A 13,553-nucleotide genomic window follows, 5' to 3' on the forward strand; every position below is an offset into this window, starting at 1 on the left:
AAAGATTTCCTTTTTGCAATGAAGAAACAGCATAGCCGCTGCTGCGTTTGATGACGACATAGTCACCGCTTGCCCCAAGCTCAATGCTTGCATACGGAGAAGAACTGTCTGTGATTTCATATTTCCCGCTGACAGATTCGTACTGGGGAGGATTCATATTGACAACGACATCTTCAGTGTCGTCACTACAAGAAAAGAAACACGGAACTGTCAACACGGCCAACAGTACCAGAAACGGAATTTTACAATACTTTTTCATAATTATTACTGTTTAATGTTGAATTTGATTGTCGGTAATCAAAATTCTGCAGACGGGATACAGCAATAATTATGTCTTTAAGGGAAAGAGCCGTCCCATTACTTTCAATACATCGGATAAACTCATTTATCACATATCGAATTGCCAAGGTAATGTAATTCCCTTATCGGATGCCCGATTTTGCATTGTAAATTTACAAATCAACAACCAGAAATAAGACCAGCCATCCGTTAAATTATCAAAACTGCTACAACATTTTTATCAATACTTTTCGCACAAAGCACAATCGGACACTGACCGGCAGGAACTGTATCAGTACCCTATAACCATACTTCTGCCGCTCTTGGTTTCAAGGAGGCATATTCCCCATACAGATTTACGACGAAAAGTTTGCCCAATTCGCCAAAAGTAACGTCCTTTGCAAAAACTGTTACAAATATATACCATCATGGCCGACAACTATATCGAAAAGCAATACGAGGCATACGAGGCGCGCAAGGCTGCCTGGGAAAAAGAGAACAAATACAAGCGGAAGAAGACTGCCGCACGCACGCAGCCGGACAGCACTCCCTGCGAACGGCTCTTCCACAACCACGGAAAAAGAGTGGTGGCCGTACACGACCTTTCCGGAATGGGACGGGTATCGCTGATGGCTGTGATACCCATTCTTTCGTCCATGGGACTGCAGGTGTGTCCCCTGCCCACCGCCATCCTTTCAAACCACACCCAATATCCTGTCTACTCGTTCCTCGACCTTACCGACGAAATGAAGCGGATCATCGAAAAATGGGAGGAACTGGACATGCGCTTCGACGCTTTCTATTCGGGATACCTCGGATCGCCGAAACAGGCTCAGATTGTGGAGGACTTTATCAGAAGATTCCGGCGGCCTACCGACCTCGTTGTCGTAGACCCTGTCATGGGGGACAACGGAAGCCTTTACAAGGGGATCACCGAAGACATGGTTACCGAAATGAAGAAGCTGATCTGCCTGGCAGACATCATCACGCCGAACATGACGGAGCTGTTCCGCCTGCTCGACATGCCTTATCAGGAGTGCATGACCGACGCGGAACTGAAGGCTGCGCTCAAGGCTCTGTCTGACAAGGGACCGAGCATCGTCATCGTAACCAGCGTGCCGGTCAAGGACGACCCCCACTCCACCTCGGTCTATGCATACAACCGGTTCGGGAACCGCTACTGGAAGGTTACCTGCCCTTACCTGCCCGCGCACTATCCCGGCACGGGCGACACGTTTACCAGCGTCATCACCGGATCGCTGATGCAGGGCGACAGTCTGCCCATCGCGCTCGACCGCGCCACCCAGTTCATTCTGCAGGGCATACGCGCCACCTTCGGCTACGAATACAACAACCTGGAGGGAATCATGCTCGAAAAGGTGCTGCACAACCTTGACATGCCTATCCAGGTGAGCAGCTACGAACTGCTGGAATAGACAAGTGCAAAAGCGGGAGGCACAGCGGGAGGAAAGCCCGCCATGCCTCCGCAGAAAAAGAGAACCTGATTAAAAACGTTTGTCCGTTGTCCGAGAACAATGAACGAACAGAAAAAATGTAGAGATTCGAAACAGTTCCTCAGTTGTTTTTCATCACGCAGTTCTTGCGCGACTTGCGGTCGCAATACCGCTTGCACTGCGCGCAGATATCGTATCCGAGCATCGCTCCCAGAATAAAATCCTCCTCAGGCGTCAGCTCGTTGAGCGGACGTTTCACCATCACACGGATTGCCTCAATGCACTCCGCCTTCCCGAAAAACAGGTTGATGCGTTCGCTGTCCACCTCCTGAATCACAAAACGGATGCGCTGGCTCTTCAGCCGCTTCACGGCAAAGGCTTCGTATTTCTTGTTCGTGGTATAAAGCACCATCTGGCGCACACCTTTCTTCAGCTCATAAATATGGTTCAAGAACACCTTGAGTTCTATCGGATTGATATCGGGAGCAATCATAAGCAGGCTATGTCTTTATACGGTTAAATCAGCTTTCAGCATCTCGGTCCACGACTCCACACGGGCTTCCGTCTTGTCGCTTTCGTTCATCTCGTCGATGGCCAGCCCCACAAACTTCCCGTCGGCCACGGCGACAGACGCGCTGTAGGTATAGTCCGACTCGGGCACCGCGCCGATAAAGACGCATCCGCTGTCCTTCAGATCCTCGTAGAGCACGCCCATGCCGTCGCAGAACGTATCGGCATACGACTCAGAGTCGCCGCACCCGAAGAGGGCAATTGTCTTTCCCTTCAGATCGGCACCCTTCAGCACCTTGATGCCGTCGTACCAGTCATCCTGAAGCTCGCCGTCGCCCCAAGTCGAAGTGCCCAGTATCAGCGCATCGTACGAAGCCACCTTGTCAGCGGTCATTTTGCTCACATCATGCAGATCAGCCGGCGAGATACCCAGCTTTCCGGCAATCAACCGGGCCACCGACTCTGTCGTTCCGGTTGTGGAACCATAAAAAATACCAGTCTTTTTCATTTTTCTCGTTTTTGATTTGACACGACAAAATAAGCGCATGGCGGCGAGATATGAAATACCTAAAAATTGGGATTTTTTTCTCCGTTCTGCGCCAAACAATCATACGGAACACTTTTAGCGTCTTTCTGATGTTTTGAATTTTGTTTTTTATCTTCAAATTTGCAACACAAATAAACATTTGCGGGTGTATGCAGCCTGACGGACTCCAAAAAGCAAGAAGAAAACAGCCGGAATCGGGGGAAAATCTTTATCTCCAACTTAAAGATGGTTGGCTCCAGGCTGAAGACAGACTATTTCAAGGCTTCGGAAAACAATGTGCGGCAGACATTCGCCCAAACCTTTATTTATGAACAATTGCAGAACTCACATCTTGCCTGCGCTTTTGTGCTGCTGCCTGACGTTTCCGTCGGGAGGATGCGACATGATCGAATACCATCCCTACGACCTCGACATTGACGGAGAAACGGGCATCAACGCAAAGAACATGCAGCGCATCGAAGCGGAGCTGGAAGGCCGGAAGCGCATCACGTTTGCCGTCATCAGCGACACGCAGAGATGGTATGACGAAACGGAAGAGGCGGTAGAGTCGCTCAACGGACAGAAAGACCTTGATTTTGTGGTGCATACCGGCGACTTGTCCGACTTCGGACTCAAACTGGAGTTTGAGAAGCAGCGCGACATACTCAACCGGCTCAGCGTGCCTTATGTATGCATTCTGGGAAACCACGACTGCCTTGCCACGGGCGAAGAGGTGTTCAACCGGATTTTCGGAGAAAACAACTTCTCGTTCAACGCCGGGAATGTACACTTCCTGTGCCTCAACACCAATGCCCTTGAATTCGGCTACGACACGGCCATACCCGACTTCCAGTATATCAGAAACGACCGGCAGAGCCTCCCGGAAGGAATAGAGAAGACAGTGGCAGCCATGCACGCCGGCCCTTTCTCCGAGCAGTTCAACAACAACGTGGCCTATTTCTTCGAACAGACGATAACATCCTTCCCTTCACTGCAGTTCTGCGTCTACGGACACGGACACAATGTCAGCGCAGATGAGCTGTTTGAAGACGGCGTAATGTACTACGAATGCGCCTCAGCGAACAAACGCTCATACCTGCTGTTTACCATCAACGAAAACGATTATACCTATGAAGTGGTTTCCTATTAAAATATTGTGCATCCTGCCGGCTTTCCTTTCTCCTGCGGTACATGTATGTGCCGGAGATACCATTCCCGCCCCGGCCGTTCAGACCCGGCGGTGGGACAAGCGCGTCCACCTGAAATACAAACGCTGGGAACGCCTGAAGCCCACCCAGGCTTCGCTCCAGTATGCCGGAGGAATGGGCATGTTCGCCATCGGAGCCGGATGGGACTACGGCAAGCGATGCCAGTGGGAAACCGACTTTCTCTGGGGATTCCTTCCGAAGAAATATGCGGGCGAAAAAACAAGGCTCACTTTTACGGTAAAGCAGAACTACATCCCGTGGAGCATCAGTTTCGATCCCCGCTGGACACTCGAACCGTTTTATTGCGGGCTGTACGTGACCACCATCACGGGCGACGAGTTCTGGAAAAGAGAGCCGGGAAAATATCCAAACAAATACTACAACTTCAGCACCAAGCTGCGCCCGTACATCTTTATCGGGCAGCGGTTCGGGTTCAACCCTTCGCACAACCTGCTGCGGAACATCTCCGCCTATTACGAAGTGAGCACCTGCGAACTGTATCTGGTCAGCAAGGCAACCAACCGCACGCTCCGCATGAAAGACATCCTCCGCTTCTCGTTCGGCATAAAGGTGCATCTGTTCAGGGACTGAAAAAAATCTTGCCGGAAAAAGTTCCGCCGCCCGTCATTCATCGGCAATCAGCTCAAATGCTTTGCCGAGAGCTTTCTCCTGCGGAACAGCATAGTCGGGCAATGTGCCGTGAATGTCGTTTTCGTCCGCCCCGTACAGCCAGAAGCGTTTCCAGGAAATGGTGCATGCCAGCCGGGAAACAGGCAGCCTGTACAGGAGGACATCTCCGAAAGACACGCTCATTCCACCCGTTTCCTCACCGATCACGGTTCCCATTCCGAAATGCTTGAACGCCCATGCGAACGAGCTGGCCGAAGAGAACGTCATGTGACTGGTGAGCAGATACACCTTGCCCTTATAGCGTTTCTCCGCAAGCGGAAGAATAAGACCGCTCCCGTCCTCTCCTTCTCCATCGAAGAAAGTCCATCCCGGTTTCAGCCCCGGATAATCCGTCAGGCGCAAGGTTGCGGGAGTGATCCGTGCCAATCCTTTTCCCATCTGCCGGAAAGGCTTGTGCGAGATATAGCGCAGCAGCACGTCACCGACCGCGGAGTTTCCCCCTCCGTTGCCGCGTATGTCAATAATAAGATTGCCTATATGTTCCTTGCCGAGCACGGAAAACATGGAGTCGGCGAAAGCCGCCATCCGCCGGGGATTATTGAACGAGCGGAAATCCATGACAGCCACGTCCTTATCTTTCAGTATCCGGAAAGAATAGTCGGACGCCTTACGTTCCTCCTTCTTCTTGTCCGGCATCCGTGCCTTCATTTCTGCAAAGACGGCCGGACGCAATGTGGAGTGAAGCGTGTCTGTTCCTTCCTCCAAACGGTAAGCCACATCGTATTGCCCGGCAGCATAGAGCATTTCGAACAAGGCTGCGAAATCATAACCCAGACGCGAAAGGCGGAAAAACTCACGCTCGCCGCTCGCATAAGGCATCATGGCCTCCAGCATCTCCGCCGCACTCCGACCGTTTATTGAAAGCACTTCCGCCCCCGCCGGTATCAGTCCGTCGATGCAGCGGTCCACAAAAATGCGGGGTTCCGAAGTGGACACCTTGACAAAAAGCGGCAGGCGGAGATAAGTTTCAGTGAATATGTCATTATAGGGAAAACGGAGCATCGTATGCCCGTCGCCTACCAGCGTAACCAGCGGAGCTGCACGGCGGAAAAGTTCCAGTGCAGTGACCGAGTCAGGCATCTCATCCTTCACCTTGTTCACAGCACGGAAGAAATCTTCCTGACGACATGCGGAAAACAGGTCAGGATGGATTTCACCCAACGTATAGACCAGCGCATCCACATCGAACCTTGCCTGCGCCTTCGAGAGTTTCCCGTCAGCCCCTCTCCTCAACATCTCGGCAGAAGGCTCCTCCAAAGGGTTCGCCGACTCCCACTGAACGCGCGTGAACGCGGAGTCCCCCTCAGCGGTCAGCACAACAAAGTCATATGCTCCGTCCTTTTCTACATCAAAAACAACAGAGTCACGCTCGTTGGCGAACTTCACCCTCCTCCCCGATGTCGGATAGACATCCGGACGCGTACGGGGATCCGCCAGCCACACTCCGGGCTGAAGCCGACCGTCCACCCATACATGAATATCTTCCTTTCCCTCACGAAGCACCGGCAATGTCTTTGCCTCGTCCTGTGCAGAAACCCCTACAGCCGCAGAAAGCAATCCGCAGACCAACAATGTTTTTTTCAAGTTTTTCATAAGTATATTAAATATTACGGAAAGCAAATCTATTAAAAAAAATCCGTATGGCAACAATTTCGCACGGAATTTTGCATAGAAAAGCTGCCCGCCATTGACGTACGTTTCGTCAAAGACGGGCAGCATTCCATGTTTTGATTTATATATCTGACTCGCGTTATTTATATTCGTCCCAGCTCTTGATGGCAATGTCGTCAATGCTCATCGAGCAGAAGGCATTGATGAACGCGCTCGCCAGACGGGCATTCGTAATCAGCGGAATATTCAGGTCGATAGCCGCACGGCGGATCTTGTAGCCGTTGGTAAGCTCGCCCACCGACAAGTCGCGCGGAATGTTCACCACCATGTCAATCTCCTTGTTGTGAAGCATTTCAAGGGCCTGGGGATGTCCTTCCTCACTCGGCCAGTACACACGCGTGTTCTCGATACCGTTCTCGGAAAGGAACTTCGAAGTTCCGCCCGTTGCATACAGGTTATATCCCTTTGCCTTCAATGCGCGCGACGCCTGAAGCATGTCGACTTTCTGCTTTGTGCTGCCCGTAGAAAGCAGGATATTCTTCGCGGGAATACGGTAGCCCACAGAAAGCATCGCCTTCAGAATAGCGCATGAGGTATCATCGCCCAGACAGCCCACTTCGCCGGTAGAAGCCATGTCGACACCCAGCACAGGGTCGGCCTTCTGCAGACGGTTGAACGAGAACTGGCTGGCCTTGATGCCCACATAGTCAAGCTCGAACAGATTCTTCTCAGGTTTCTCAACCGGCAGTCCGAGCATCACCTTGGTGGCAAGCTCGATGAAGTTTATCTTGAGCACCTTGCTCACGAACGGGAACGAGCGTGAAGCACGGAGGTTGCATTCGATTACCTTGATGTCGTTGTCGCGGGCAAGGAACTGGATGTTGAACGGCCCGGAGATGTTCAGCTCCTTGGCAATCTGGCGTGAAATGCGCTTGATGCGGCGCACCGTTTCCACATACAGCTTCTGCGGCGGGAACTGGATCGTCGCATCGCCCGAATGCACGCCCGCAAATTCGATATGCTCGGATATGGCATAGACAATGATTTCACCGTTCTGAGCCACTGCATCCATCTCCACTTCCTTGGCATGTTCGATGAACTGGCTTACCACCACCGGATGCTTCTTCGACACGTTGGCCGCAAGCTGCAGGAAACGCTCCAGCTCGTCCTGGTTGGAGCAGACATTCATGGCAGCTCCCGAAAGCACATACGACGGGCGCACCAGCACCGGGAATCCGACCTTCTTGATGAAGGCGTTGATGTCGTCCATCGAAGTCAGCGCACTCCATTCCGGCTGGTCCACTCCGATACGGTCGAGCATGGCCGAGAACTTGTCGCGGTCTTCGGCATTGTCGATGCTCTTGGCCGACGTTCCGAGAATGTTCACCTGCTGCGCGTCAAGACGCATGGCCAGATTGTTCGGAATCTGTCCGCCGGTCGACACGATGACACCGTGCGGGTTCTCCAGGTCAAGGATGTCCATCACACGCTCAAAGGTCAGTTCGTCGAAATAAAGGCGGTCGCACATGTCATAGTCGGTAGATACTGTTTCGGGATTGTAGTTGATCATCACCGAACGGTAGCCTTCCTTGCGGATTGTGTTGAGAGCCTGCACGCCGCACCAGTCGAATTCCACCGACGAACCGATACGGTAAGCTCCCGATCCGAGCACCACGATGCTCTTGTGATCGCCCAGATAATGCACATCGTTTGCCACGCCGCTGTAAGTGAGGTACAGGTAGTTGGTCTGCGCCGGATACTCGGCAGCCAGCGTATCGATCTGCTTCACCACCGGAAGAACGCCAGTCTGCTTGCGGTAAGCGCGCACGGCAAGGATGCCGTCTTCCATATCTCCCTGATAGCCGATGGCGCGGGCCACCTGGAAGTCAGAGAATCCCTGACGCTTTGCCTTGTAGAGCAGCTCTTTCGGAAGCTCGGAAAGCTGTATATGGTTGTTTCCCCACTCGTGCAGTTCCCTGGAGGTCTGCATGATGTTTTCGAGCTTGTAGAGGAACCACTTGTCGATTTTGGTAAGCTCGTGAATCTGGTCGACGGTATATCCGGCGCGCATTGCCTTCGAGATGACGAAGATACGCTTGTCGGTCGGCTCGCGCAAAGCCTTGTCGATGTCGGCGATAACCAGTTCCTTGTTCTCCACGAAACCGTGCATGCCCTGGCCGATCATGCGGAGTCCTTTCTGAATAGCCTCTTCGAACGTACGTCCGATTGCCATCACCTCACCCACCGACTTCATGCTGGAGCCCAGCTCACGGTCTACGCCATGGAACTTGCCCAAGTCCCAGCGCGGAATCTTGCACACCACATAGTCGAGTGCCGGCTCAAAGAAAGCCGAAGTGGTTTTGGTCACCGAGTTCTTCAGGTCGAACAGTCCGTAGCCCAGTCCCAGCTTGGCAGCCACGAATGCCAGCGGATAACCCGTAGCCTTCGATGCCAGCGCCGAAGAACGGCTCAGACGCGCATTCACCTCGATCACACGGTAATCTTCCGATTCGGGATCGAACGCATACTGCACGTTGCACTCTCCCACGATACCGATGTGGCGGATGATGCGGATAGCCAGTTCACGGAGCTTGTGATATTCACTGTTGGTCAGCGTCTGGCTCGGCGCAATGACAATAGACTCTCCCGTATGGATACCCAGCGGGTCGAAGTTCTCCATGTTGCAGACCGTGATGCAGTTGTCGAAACGGTCGCGCACCACTTCATACTCCACTTCCTTCCATCCTTTCAGACTCTTTTCCACGAGCACCTGCGGAGAGAACGAGAAGGCTTTCTCGGCCAGCACGTTCAGCTCTTCCTCGTTGTCGCAGAATCCCGATCCAAGACCGCCCAGCGCATATGCCGCACGGATGATAACCGGATAGCCCAGGTCGCTGGCAGCCTTGCGCGCCTGCTCAATGTTCTCGCACGCCTCACTCTTGATGGTCTTCACGTTGATCTCGTCGAGCTTCTTCACGAACAGTTCACGGTCTTCCGTGTCCATAATGGCCTGCACGGGAGTGCCCAGCACCTGCACACCGTATTTCTCGAACACGCCTTCCTGATAGAGAGCCACGCCGCAGTTCAGTGCCGTCTGCCCTCCGAACGAGAGCAGTACGCCGTCGGGCCGCTCCTTGCTGATGACTTTTTCCACAAAATACGGAGTGACGGGAAGGAAGTAGATTTTGTCGGCCACCCCTTCGGATGTCTGCACCGTAGCGATGTTCGGATTGATGAGCACCGTTTCGATGCCCTCTTCTTTCAGTGCCTTAAGCGCCTGCGAACCGGAATAGTCAAATTCGCCCGCTTCACCGATTTTCAATGCGCCTGACCCCAGCAGCAAAACTTTCTTTATATTTTCTTTCATTGATGTTCTTTCAGTTAATGGTTGGTTATTGTTAGATCAGCTTCACGAACTCGTCAAAGAGGAATTCCGTGTCTGTAGGTCCGCTGGCGGCTTCCGGATGGAACTGCGCGGAGAACCAGGGATTGCGCTTGTGGCGGATTCCTTCGTTCGACCCGTCGTTCATGTTGATGAAAAGCGGTTCCCAGTCAGCGCCAAGCGTATTGTTGTCCACCGCATATCCGTGGTTCTGCGAAGTGATGAAGCAGCGTTCCGTGCCCACCATGCGGACCGGCTGGTTGTGGCTGCGATGGCCATATTTCAGTTTGTATATTTTCGCCCCTCCCGCCTTCGAGAGCAGCTGGTTTCCCATACAGATGCCGAAGATGGGAAGCTTCTCGTTTTCCATCGCCTTGCGGATGTTCTGCACGGCAGCGTCGCATGTGTCCGGATCACCGGGTCCGTTGGAAATGAAAAGTCCGTCGAACTCGATTCCGTTAAAGTCGTAGTCCCAGGGCACACGGATCACTTCAACGCCTCGCTTGAGGAGGCAGCGGATGATATTCGCCTTCACTCCGCAGTCAACCAGAAGCACGCGCTTGCTGCCTTCCGCATTGAACGAAGCCAGCCGGGAATTGATTTCCCCTTTCGGCATATCTGCCGGCAGCTTGCAGCATTCATTTCCTTTGTAAACAACTATCTCGTCACACGATACCTTGTCCACATAATTCACGCCCGCATACTGCGCTTCGGGCACATTTTCCGGTTCATCGTCAAACACGATTTTACCCATCATCACCCCATGTTCGCGCAGCACCTTCGTCAGTTCCCTCGTGTCGATGCCTGTAATTCCGGGAATCTGTTCACGCTTCAACCATTCGGCAAGACTCTCCACCGCATTCCAATGACTGTACATTTCACTGTAATCGCTCACGATGATAGCTTCCGCATGAATCCTCTCACTCTCCATAAAAGTGGGCAGACCGTTCGCCTCGAAAGTGAACGGAGGCACCCCGTAGTTGCCTACCAGCGGATAGGTCAGCGTCATCAGCTGCCCCGCATACGAAGGGTCGGTCAGACTCTCCGGATAACCGGTCATCGCCGTATTGAACACCACTTCGCCCGCTACCGGCTTCTCATAACCGAACGACTTGCCGTGAAAGCGGCTCCCGTCGTCAAGGATTAACGTCACGTTTCTCATTCCTTATCTATCTGTATCGTTATAGTTGTTGTTTTTAGCGTCACTCCAAAAAAAACCCGGACTTGCCGAAAAGCAATTCCGGGAATATGAAGAAATAAAACAAATTGTGCCGAGAAAAAAGAAAGGCTCTTCCGGTGTCCGCCAGCCGAGCGGAATCCCGAATGTATGAATAGCTGCTGCACTGTACATAAGTCCGTCATTCATGAGTCGCTTCTTTGTTTGATTCATAATTCGGAGTGCAAATATACGGATTTTCCGCCAAAAGAATGCGCTGTTTTGCAAAATAAATTGCAAAATATTTCCAGAAAGGGACGGAACGCATGTTCTTTTCATCCGCCAGGCGAGTGATACGGCCTAAAAAGAAAATTGCAAGCGCCCTGCATACAAGCACTTGCAACAAACATCAAAGTGAGCCGAAAGCGGGACTCGAACCCGCGACTTACTCATTACGAATGAGTTACTCTACCAACTGAGTTATTTCGGCATTGTTCCCTTCCGAAAACGTGTGCAAAGATACAACTTTTTCGGAAATGCAAAAACTATTTGCCTGTTTTTTTCAACAATCTTTTTTTATTTGCCTCTCACGACTCGCTTTTCTTCTCCTTCTGTTCCTTTTCGGGAGCAGGCTCGTCAATGTTCACGCTTTTTTCCACTTCGTTCAGCCCTTCCTTGAAGCTGCGCACTCCCTTTCCTACTCCTCGCATCAGTTCAGGAATCTTGCGTCCGCCGAAGAGAAGCAGAATCAGCACGACAATAATTATAATCTCAGGCATTCCCAATCCAAACATATCCGTAAATTTTATAAATCCGGATGCAAAGCTATGCTTTTATTGAATACGAACAAAATTTTCCCTGCAAAATTCGGGCGCAAAGACCATTATCCAGCCGAAGGCTTTTCCTGCATCTTCTTCACGAAATCGCAGATGACAGGATAAAGCACTTCCGGATTGTCCGACACGTCGCAAACGGTTTCCAGCGGACAGCGCCCGGTACGGGTGCGGTTGATGATGAAGGGAACCTTCTCGTCATAGCTCAGTTCAACGCCGCACTTCTCCAGCAGTTCGCAAGCCGGCTCGCTGATGACATCGGTCCACACCTCCGAAACTCCTCCCAGAGCCAGCATAGCCGCGGCTCCCTTGCCGATCACCTTGTCGGCAACCTTCGCTCCCCGCATAAAATCCGGATCCGAACGGTAAAGCTCGAAAAGGTCAACCACTCCCCTCCGCGTGAATGTGCGGATTTCGCCGTCTTTGCTCACCACACACGAATAGTTTCCGTCGTGCAGCAGCCTGATCAAATCTTCTCTCATAATGTTTCCTGCTTTAGTTTTTCTGCATACGCATCAATCCGCCTCAGCTCTTTCGGAATGTCAATGGACTGCGGACAATGGGGATTGCATTGCCCACAGCCCACGCAATGGTCTGCCTGGCGAAGCTTGGGAACACTCCGGTCGTACCCCACAAGAAAAGCCCTGCGCGCCTCGGCATAGTTCTTGTCCATACGGCTTTGGGGAATGTTTCCCTCATTCACGCATTTATTGTAATGCAGCAGCACGCCCGGAATGTCGATGCCGTAAGGACAAGGCATGCAATACTTGCAGTCGTTGCAGGGCACCGTCGGATACTCGCGCATCAGCAAGGCCGTATCGAGCAGAAACCGGTTTTCCTCGGCGGTGAGGGGAACCAGAGGCGAATAGGTGCGGATGTTGTCCTGAAGATGCTCCATGTACGTCATTCCGCTCAGCACCGTGAGCACCATGGGCAGAGTCCCTGCAAAACGGAACGCCCACGACGCGACGCTGCTTTCAGGATTGCGCGCTTTCAGGCGCGAAAAGATATGCTCCGGAAGCTTGGACAGACGGCCGCCCAGCAAAGGCTCCATGATGACCATCGGAATGTTCCGCCGGGAAATCTCGGCATACAGGTAGTCGGCATTCACGTTGTTGCCCGTGGCATACTTCCAGTCTGAATAGTTCAGCTGGATCTGGATGAAGTCCCAATGCACCTTCTCGTGAAACGACAAGATAAAGTCGAACTCCTCTTTCGAGCCATGAAACGACCAGCCCAGGTGCCTGATACGCCCCGCTTCGCGCTCCTTCAACAGATAGTCGAGCAGCCCGTTGTCAAGGAAGCGCACCTTGAAGCTTCTCTTGCCGGAAGAACCCAGCGAATGGAGCAGGTAATAGTCGATATAGTCAACCTGCAAATGCTTCATCGAATCGTGATACATCTCCACGCTCGACTTGAAGTCGCTCCGGTCAAAATTCGACATTTTCGTGGCAATAAAGTATTTCTCGCGCGGATGGCGCTTCAAGGCCATGCCCGTAGACCGTTCCGACCACCCCTGCACATAGACAGGAGCCGTATCAAAATAATTCACCCCATGCCCGATGGCATAGTCGACAAGGCGGTTCACCTCCTCCTGGTCAATCACATTTCCGTCGCCTGCCGGCGAAGGAAGAGTCGGCCAGCGCATACATCCATAGCCGAGCAGCGAAACCCGGTCGGGAGAAGGAGGAAAATTCCGGCAGGTCATCTTGCCTTCGGGCACCTCGGAAGCAGCGTTTCCCGAAGCGTCCGCTTCTTTCTTCGGAGCACATCCGCAGACTCCGGCCGTAGCCGCCACCGTACTGATTCCCACGATTTTCAGGAAATTGCGGCGATTCATCTTATCTTTCTTACACATATCGTTCTTTTCCATAGCAAAAACTGTTTTTTATCCGACAACCCGG

General features: G+C 52.4%; 11 protein-coding genes, 1 tRNA gene and 1 pseudogene. 3 read left to right on the forward strand and 10 right to left on the reverse strand.

From position 1 onward, the window contains the following. Positions 1-259: pseudogene (locus QUW60_RS11830) on the reverse strand (hypothetical protein); the annotation flags it as partial. Positions 260-890: 631 nt separating this feature from the next. Between QUW60_RS11830 and QUW60_RS11835 the strand changes: the two are divergent. Next, positions 891-1,715, forward strand: a complete 825-nt coding sequence (locus tag QUW60_RS11835) for a pyridoxamine kinase (protein WP_375337979.1) — start codon at positions 891-893, stop codon at positions 1,713-1,715. Positions 1,716-1,854: 139 nt separating this feature from the next. Here the strand turns inward: QUW60_RS11835 and QUW60_RS11840 are convergent, their stop codons facing one another. Together QUW60_RS11840 and fldA are read right to left on the reverse strand one after the other, a co-directional pair. Next, complete coding sequence (locus QUW60_RS11840; RefSeq protein ID WP_258338315.1) at positions 1,855-2,226, reverse strand: DUF2023 family protein; 372 nt, start codon at positions 2,224-2,226, stop codon at positions 1,855-1,857. A 15-nt stretch (positions 2,227-2,241) separates the two neighbouring features. Beyond that, complete coding sequence (fldA, locus tag QUW60_RS11845) at positions 2,242-2,751, reverse strand: flavodoxin FldA (RefSeq protein ID WP_258338314.1); 510 nt, start codon at positions 2,749-2,751, stop codon at positions 2,242-2,244. A gap of 346 nt (positions 2,752-3,097) precedes the next feature. Here fldA and QUW60_RS11850 point away from each other — a divergent pair, with 346 nt between their 5' ends. Continuing rightward, complete coding sequence (locus QUW60_RS11850) at positions 3,098-3,919, forward strand: metallophosphoesterase family protein (protein ID WP_434736867.1); 822 nt, start codon at positions 3,098-3,100, stop codon at positions 3,917-3,919. Beyond that, entirely contained in the window at positions 3,900-4,568 is a 669-nt protein-coding gene (locus QUW60_RS11855; protein WP_258338313.1) for a hypothetical protein, read from the forward strand. The genes QUW60_RS11850 and QUW60_RS11855 overlap by 20 nt, the downstream gene beginning before the upstream one ends. Positions 4,569-4,601: 33 nt before the next feature. Here the strand turns inward: QUW60_RS11855 and QUW60_RS11860 are convergent, their stop codons facing one another. The 7 genes from QUW60_RS11860 to QUW60_RS11890 all read right to left on the reverse strand — a co-directional run bounded on the left by QUW60_RS11860 (position 4,602) and on the right by QUW60_RS11890 (position 13,522). After that, the gene (locus QUW60_RS11860; RefSeq protein ID WP_289560721.1) at positions 4,602-6,260 is read right to left on the reverse strand and encodes a S41 family peptidase; all 1,659 of its coding nucleotides are present in this window, start codon (positions 6,258-6,260) and stop codon (positions 4,602-4,604) included. Between the two features lie 157 nt (positions 6,261-6,417). Then, positions 6,418-9,645 (reverse strand): carbamoyl-phosphate synthase (glutamine-hydrolyzing) large subunit, encoded by a 3,228-nt coding sequence (gene carB, locus QUW60_RS11865; RefSeq protein ID WP_289560723.1) that lies wholly within the window; start codon positions 9,643-9,645, stop codon positions 6,418-6,420. 31 nt (positions 9,646-9,676) lie between these two features. Beyond that, positions 9,677-10,822 carry a glutamine-hydrolyzing carbamoyl-phosphate synthase small subunit gene (carA, locus tag QUW60_RS11870; protein WP_258337869.1) on the reverse strand — a complete coding sequence of 382 codons (1,146 nt, stop codon included), beginning with the start codon at positions 10,820-10,822 and terminating at the stop codon, positions 9,677-9,679. Positions 10,823-11,233: 411 nt separating this feature from the next. Next, positions 11,234-11,306, reverse strand: a tRNA-Thr gene (locus QUW60_RS11875). A 97-nt stretch (positions 11,307-11,403) separates the two neighbouring features. Next, positions 11,404-11,610 carry a Sec-independent protein translocase subunit TatA/TatB gene (locus tag QUW60_RS11880; RefSeq protein ID WP_258337870.1) on the reverse strand — a complete coding sequence of 69 codons (207 nt, stop codon included), beginning with the start codon at positions 11,608-11,610 and terminating at the stop codon, positions 11,404-11,406. A gap of 89 nt (positions 11,611-11,699) precedes the next feature. Beyond that, a complete protein-coding gene (locus QUW60_RS11885; protein WP_258337871.1) occupies positions 11,700-12,131 on the reverse strand; it encodes a DUF1893 domain-containing protein in 432 nt (143 codons plus the stop codon). Beyond that, complete coding sequence (locus QUW60_RS11890) at positions 12,128-13,522, reverse strand: aldo/keto reductase (RefSeq protein WP_289560727.1); 1,395 nt, start codon at positions 13,520-13,522, stop codon at positions 12,128-12,130. Before QUW60_RS11890 ends, QUW60_RS11885 begins: the two co-directional genes overlap by 4 nt. Between the last annotated feature and the right edge of the window lie 31 nt (positions 13,523-13,553).

The organism is Bacteroides gallinaceum (assembly GCF_030373775.1).
GTDB lineage: Bacteria > Bacteroidota > Bacteroidia > Bacteroidales > Bacteroidaceae > Phocaeicola > Phocaeicola excrementipullorum.

Excerpts from the sequence above, each read along its gene's own strand:
- fldA (WP_258338314.1), bottom strand. The coding sequence starts at position 2,751 with ATGAAAAAGACTGGTATTTTTTATGGTTCCACAACCGGAACGACAGAG.
- QUW60_RS11855 (WP_258338313.1), top strand. The coding sequence starts at position 3,900 with ATGAAGTGGTTTCCTATTAAAATATTGTGCATCCTGCCGGCTTTCCTT.
- QUW60_RS11890 (WP_289560727.1), bottom strand. The coding sequence starts at position 13,522 with ATGGAAAAGAACGATATGTGTAAGAAAGATAAGATGAATCGCCGCAAT.
- QUW60_RS11885 (WP_258337871.1), bottom strand. The coding sequence starts at position 12,131 with ATGAGAGAAGATTTGATCAGGCTGCTGCACGACGGAAACTATTCGTGT.
- QUW60_RS11850 (WP_434736867.1), top strand. The coding sequence starts at position 3,098 with ATGAACAATTGCAGAACTCACATCTTGCCTGCGCTTTTGTGCTGCTGC.
- carA (WP_258337869.1), bottom strand. The coding sequence starts at position 10,822 with ATGAGAAACGTGACGTTAATCCTTGACGACGGGAGCCGCTTTCACGGC.
- QUW60_RS11840 (WP_258338315.1), bottom strand. The coding sequence starts at position 2,226 with ATGATTGCTCCCGATATCAATCCGATAGAACTCAAGGTGTTCTTGAAC.
- QUW60_RS11860 (WP_289560721.1), bottom strand. The coding sequence starts at position 6,260 with ATGAAAAACTTGAAAAAAACATTGTTGGTCTGCGGATTGCTTTCTGCG.
- carB (WP_289560723.1), bottom strand. The coding sequence starts at position 9,645 with ATGAAAGAAAATATAAAGAAAGTTTTGCTGCTGGGGTCAGGCGCATTG.
- QUW60_RS11835 (WP_375337979.1), top strand. The coding sequence starts at position 891 with ATGGGACGGGTATCGCTGATGGCTGTGATACCCATTCTTTCGTCCATG.
- QUW60_RS11880 (WP_258337870.1), bottom strand. The coding sequence starts at position 11,610 with ATGTTTGGATTGGGAATGCCTGAGATTATAATTATTGTCGTGCTGATT.